The sequence below is a fragment of the Chamaesiphon sp. VAR_48_metabat_403 genome (genome assembly GCF_031422475.1).
In the GTDB taxonomy this organism is placed as follows: domain Bacteria; phylum Cyanobacteriota; class Cyanobacteriia; order Cyanobacteriales; family Chamaesiphonaceae; genus Chamaesiphon.
This window is the reverse complement of the sequence record NZ_JANPLS010000368.1, coordinates 1-3,684: the sequence shown is the minus strand read 5'-3', so window position 1 is coordinate 3,684 and position 3,684 is coordinate 1. Positions and strand designations below refer to the sequence as shown.

5 protein-coding genes are annotated in these 3,684 nt (G+C 46.2%); 2 read left to right on the top strand and 3 right to left on the bottom strand.

Going from position 1 to position 3,684, the window contains the following annotated elements; genetic code table 11:
* Positions 1-20 precede the first annotated feature (20 nt).
* From RMO79_RS17730 to RMO79_RS17720, 3 genes are all read right to left on the bottom strand, one after another.
* Positions 21-656: a hypothetical protein gene (locus tag RMO79_RS17730; protein ID WP_310484571.1), complete on the bottom strand. Its 636-nt coding sequence runs from the start codon at positions 654-656 to the stop codon at positions 21-23.
* A gap of 158 nt (positions 657-814) precedes the next feature.
* Positions 815-1,366, bottom strand: a complete 552-nt coding sequence (locus RMO79_RS17725; RefSeq protein WP_310484570.1) for a hypothetical protein — start codon at positions 1,364-1,366, stop codon at positions 815-817.
* Between the two features lie 67 nt (positions 1,367-1,433).
* Positions 1,434-2,522 (bottom strand): hypothetical protein, encoded by a 1,089-nt coding sequence (locus tag RMO79_RS17720; protein WP_310484569.1) that lies wholly within the window; start codon positions 2,520-2,522, stop codon positions 1,434-1,436.
* A 149-nt stretch (positions 2,523-2,671) separates the two neighbouring features.
* On the opposite strand from RMO79_RS17720, the gene RMO79_RS17715 reads away from it, so the two are divergent.
* Both RMO79_RS17715 and RMO79_RS17710 read left to right on the top strand, forming a co-directional pair.
* The gene (locus RMO79_RS17715; protein WP_310484568.1) at positions 2,672-2,806 is read left to right on the top strand and encodes a hypothetical protein; all 135 of its coding nucleotides are present in this window, start codon (positions 2,672-2,674) and stop codon (positions 2,804-2,806) included.
* A gap of 515 nt (positions 2,807-3,321) precedes the next feature.
* Positions 3,322-3,684 (top strand): ATP-binding protein (locus tag RMO79_RS17710; protein ID WP_310484567.1); only part of this gene is annotated, 363 nt, incomplete at its 3' end.

Sequence of the window (3,684 nt, the reverse complement as noted above, 5' to 3'; positions counted from 1 at the left end):
ATATTATCTAACTGAATAGATTAACCGCGACCGCTAGGTGCGCGATTGCGTGTGGGGGGAGTTTCAGGAGGTAATGGAGTAGTGAGGCTAGGGCTAGGCTTACAAGGACAACCAACACCACCACCAGCGATGACTAAGAATTGACCGAAGTCGCCAGTTTTGTTGGAAATGCCATCATTCCAAGCAATTCTTACGCCTTGAGTGCCCAAAGCAGTTGCATCGTTATCGAATTTAGCTAGCTGCGCGCCGCCATTTCTGTCTGGTACAGAGAATACAGTAGTGGTACCTTTACCTTTTTGAGTTGACTCTAGGTAAAGGCTATAGGGAGTCCCAGATTTAAATGTAAATTCGGCAAAAGGTTTTCTGACTGCTTTACCAGAGGTACCCGCATAGTTTCTACCGGGTTTATCTTGAGCGCGAGCTTCGCTAATTAGAGGTGTTTTCTCACCAGTTGCCAGATTGACAACTCCAAATGTCGATTGAGCGGCATTATTGGATTTCAAAAATTGAAATTCCATAATGGTATCGCGATCGAATTGGATCGTTTGATTATTGAACTGTTCGGCAGCAGCGGGCTGGATGAAGCTACCAATAGCGGCTGTAGCAACTGCGCCACAACCGAGGAGCAGTTGGCGAAATTTAGATAGTTGAGTCATTTTTGTCAAGCCTGACTTAGTAATAGTCAATCGATCGATGGTCGAAGTTTTAAAAGCGATTGGCTAGCAAAGAGCGAATTTTAGAGCGCGCTCTTTGCTACGATGCTAGCCCTAATTTGGAAATTTGTGCAGGTGAGAGCTAGGCTCTAAACTGCTGTTTACCAAAGTTGGCTGTTAGTTGTCGAAGTCGATACAGTACCGTTTTTGACAGATTCAATGAATTGTTTCGCTTCGGCTCTGGCAGCAGCAAGTTTGGCTGCGGCATCAGCTTCAGCAGCTTTGGCAGCTACCAATTCGGGGCTGGGGGTTTTGGGCGCGCTACTAATAGTATCGGCATTGGGACAACCGCAATCAGCTAAATTGGCAACTGATTTGTCCACAGTAAAGCGGACGGGGGTATCGTTGGCTGCAACTGGTTGTGCTGTTTCGGCTTTCGCCAAGTTTGCTACCGCTGTGTCGAAATCTGCTTGAGCGAGATCGACGTTAGAAACAAGCGTGGAAATCCGACTGATGACTGCTGGATTGGGGCTGCTGGAACCGCCAATGCCTCCGGTAGGAGAGTTGGTAGTGTTAACGCCAGTAGCATTACTAGAATTGGTCGGTGGGTTGGTGATTTGAGCGAAACTAGCTGATGGTACCAGTACGGTACAGGCTAGTGCGGCGATCGCGCTACAGCCGATCGTGCGGTGATATTTAGATATTTTTAGCATGGACATCTAACCTTTTGTGATGATTGATAATTGAATAAGATGATTCCCTGGCAAAAGTTTAGCGGCTTTAGAAGTTAAAAGATACACTTGCACCTAAAACAAATCTAGCTCCATCTCCAGCACCTGTAATATCGCGGACTGCGGGGGTGATGACGAGGGGGAAATTCTCAAACGGTGCAACCGATACGCCTGCGGCGAGATCTTGTCCCGTCCACTCGACTACTGCACTAACGGGTCTGGCAACGCGAACGCCAACCGAACCAAAGACGTTGAGTCCGCTGCGATCTAGTCCGCCATTACGATCGAATGGTAAGAAGACACCGCTACCGACTCCGGCTGTTAGTGCTAGGCGGCTGAACGGATCGTTAATATCTTCGCGCGTGCGTAAGATTTTGGTACCGACAGCATAGTAAGAGTTGTTGGGATAGTCAGAAGGGCCATTGCCATTTCTACCGCCACCAAGCTGAATTTTAGCAAACTGGTTCCAACCGATCGCCACAGCCGTATCTTCACCGATCCGTTTGTGGAGTTTGGCACTAAAACCACCGCTCCCAAATCCAGCACTAGAACCAAAGCTGTTCAGGCTGTAAGTTAGTTCGGCACCAACCGAGTTAACTGCATCGCCTAAACCAATCCCAATTCCCGCTTCACCATCAGATGTCTGGGTAAATCTAGTCCGATTTTGATAACTGACTGATAAAAAGACCAAGTTTTTATCAGCACCAAACCCAACCGGGTTGAAAATTGAAAAGGCTGGAGAACTCTTAGGCTGATAGCTATTAAATTTATCGCCACCAGGCTCGGTCTGATTTTTAATGGTATCTAGCTCTCTCTTGATATCCTGGGTTTCCGAATTACCGGGAGTAGCGGGAGTTTCTGGAGTAGCCGGGGTCGTCGGGGCACTTGGTGTTGGCGGTGCGCTCGGTACTTCTGTTGGCGTTGGGGGTGGTGGTGGTACTTGAGCTAGAATGTCGCTGGCGACCATTGGTGTCGCGGTGAAAGTCTGCTGGCGATCGATACTGGAAAGTTTGCCCAAACTAGCAGCATTACCAGTTGCGGTATTGGCACTGGATCTGACTTCAGGGCTAGCGTGAGTAGCTGACGCACCGAACATGGGCATCAGGCAGCAACTAACATACCACAGTAATTTCTTCATGATTGAATTTTTTCTGAATTTTTAACGATCTGATGCGTAAATTTTGTGTGGCTAACTTTGAGGTAGCAGCATATCTAGTAGAAATGTCAGCTAGAATGCTGAAATAAATTCAACTTTAATATGCCTGCCATATTTTACTAGATACTAACATGACCATGCAGAACATCGTACGCCATATTGCTCTGCTGAGATATATTATGAGTATACTTTTGATATTTACACCTGACAAGGATACTGTCGATGGTGCGATCTCAGATCTCGATCGGTGTGAATTAATCGATTGAGACCTAGCAATATCTGGGTAGCTATATCGACAAGATAATTAGCCTGGAAGTTAGTATCTGTAAGTCTCTAGAGCTATCGATCGAGTAAAGCGATAAGTCTAAGTGAGCTGAGTATTTATTAATGATGAAGATAGTCGGCTACTTCAGCAAAAATACTTAATGGTACATTGTTTTAAATTTTTACTAAAACTAGATTACTATCGATCGAAGATCGGCGGATATCTTTAAAATATACCCATCGGATCGTCTTGAATATCTCTAATGGAGGATATGGTCAACGATCGACCAGCTCGCGATCTGACAAGTTTATTAAAAATAGACTTGTTACTTTAATTGTTCCCACTCAATCGCCAAAATTAACGTTTGAGTAAGAACAAATCTGAGCCGCGATCTTGAAGCAGATCGAAACTGACAATCCGAGCGATTCAGTTGCTGGTGGGGAATGTGAGATAATTAAATTGAGGAGCCAATTTTCTCCACAGCAAAAGCTACATTAGTGAATAATTTACTACAGAATGCCCACAGCGATCGCCGCCTCAAATAATATTAGTGCCTTCCCCCTGAGTGCCGTGGTGGGACAAGAAGCAATTAAATCAGCACTGCTGTTAGCGGCGGTCGATCCAAATTTGGGTGGAGTCGCGATCGCTGGCGGTCGTGGTACGGCTAAATCGGTGATGGCACGAGCGATTCACTCACTGCTACCGCCGATCGAAATTGCAGTGGGCGGAGTGAGTAATTGCGATCCAACTGCGCCGAGTGAGTGGGATGACAGGTTATTAGAGGTTCGAGCGTCGAATCATAGTTCAGAACTTCAGACAGCGATAATTCCAGCTCCATTTATTCAGATTCCCCTGGGCGTTACTGAGGATCGGTTGTTG

Excerpts from the sequence above, each read along its gene's own strand:
- RMO79_RS17720 (WP_310484569.1), bottom strand. The coding sequence starts at position 2,522 with ATGAAGAAATTACTGTGGTATGTTAGTTGCTGCCTGATGCCCATGTTC.
- RMO79_RS17715 (WP_310484568.1), top strand. The coding sequence starts at position 2,672 with ATGACCATGCAGAACATCGTACGCCATATTGCTCTGCTGAGATATATT.
- RMO79_RS17725 (WP_310484570.1), bottom strand. The coding sequence starts at position 1,366 with ATGCTAAAAATATCTAAATATCACCGCACGATCGGCTGTAGCGCGATC.
- RMO79_RS17730 (WP_310484571.1), bottom strand. The coding sequence starts at position 656 with ATGACTCAACTATCTAAATTTCGCCAACTGCTCCTCGGTTGTGGCGCA.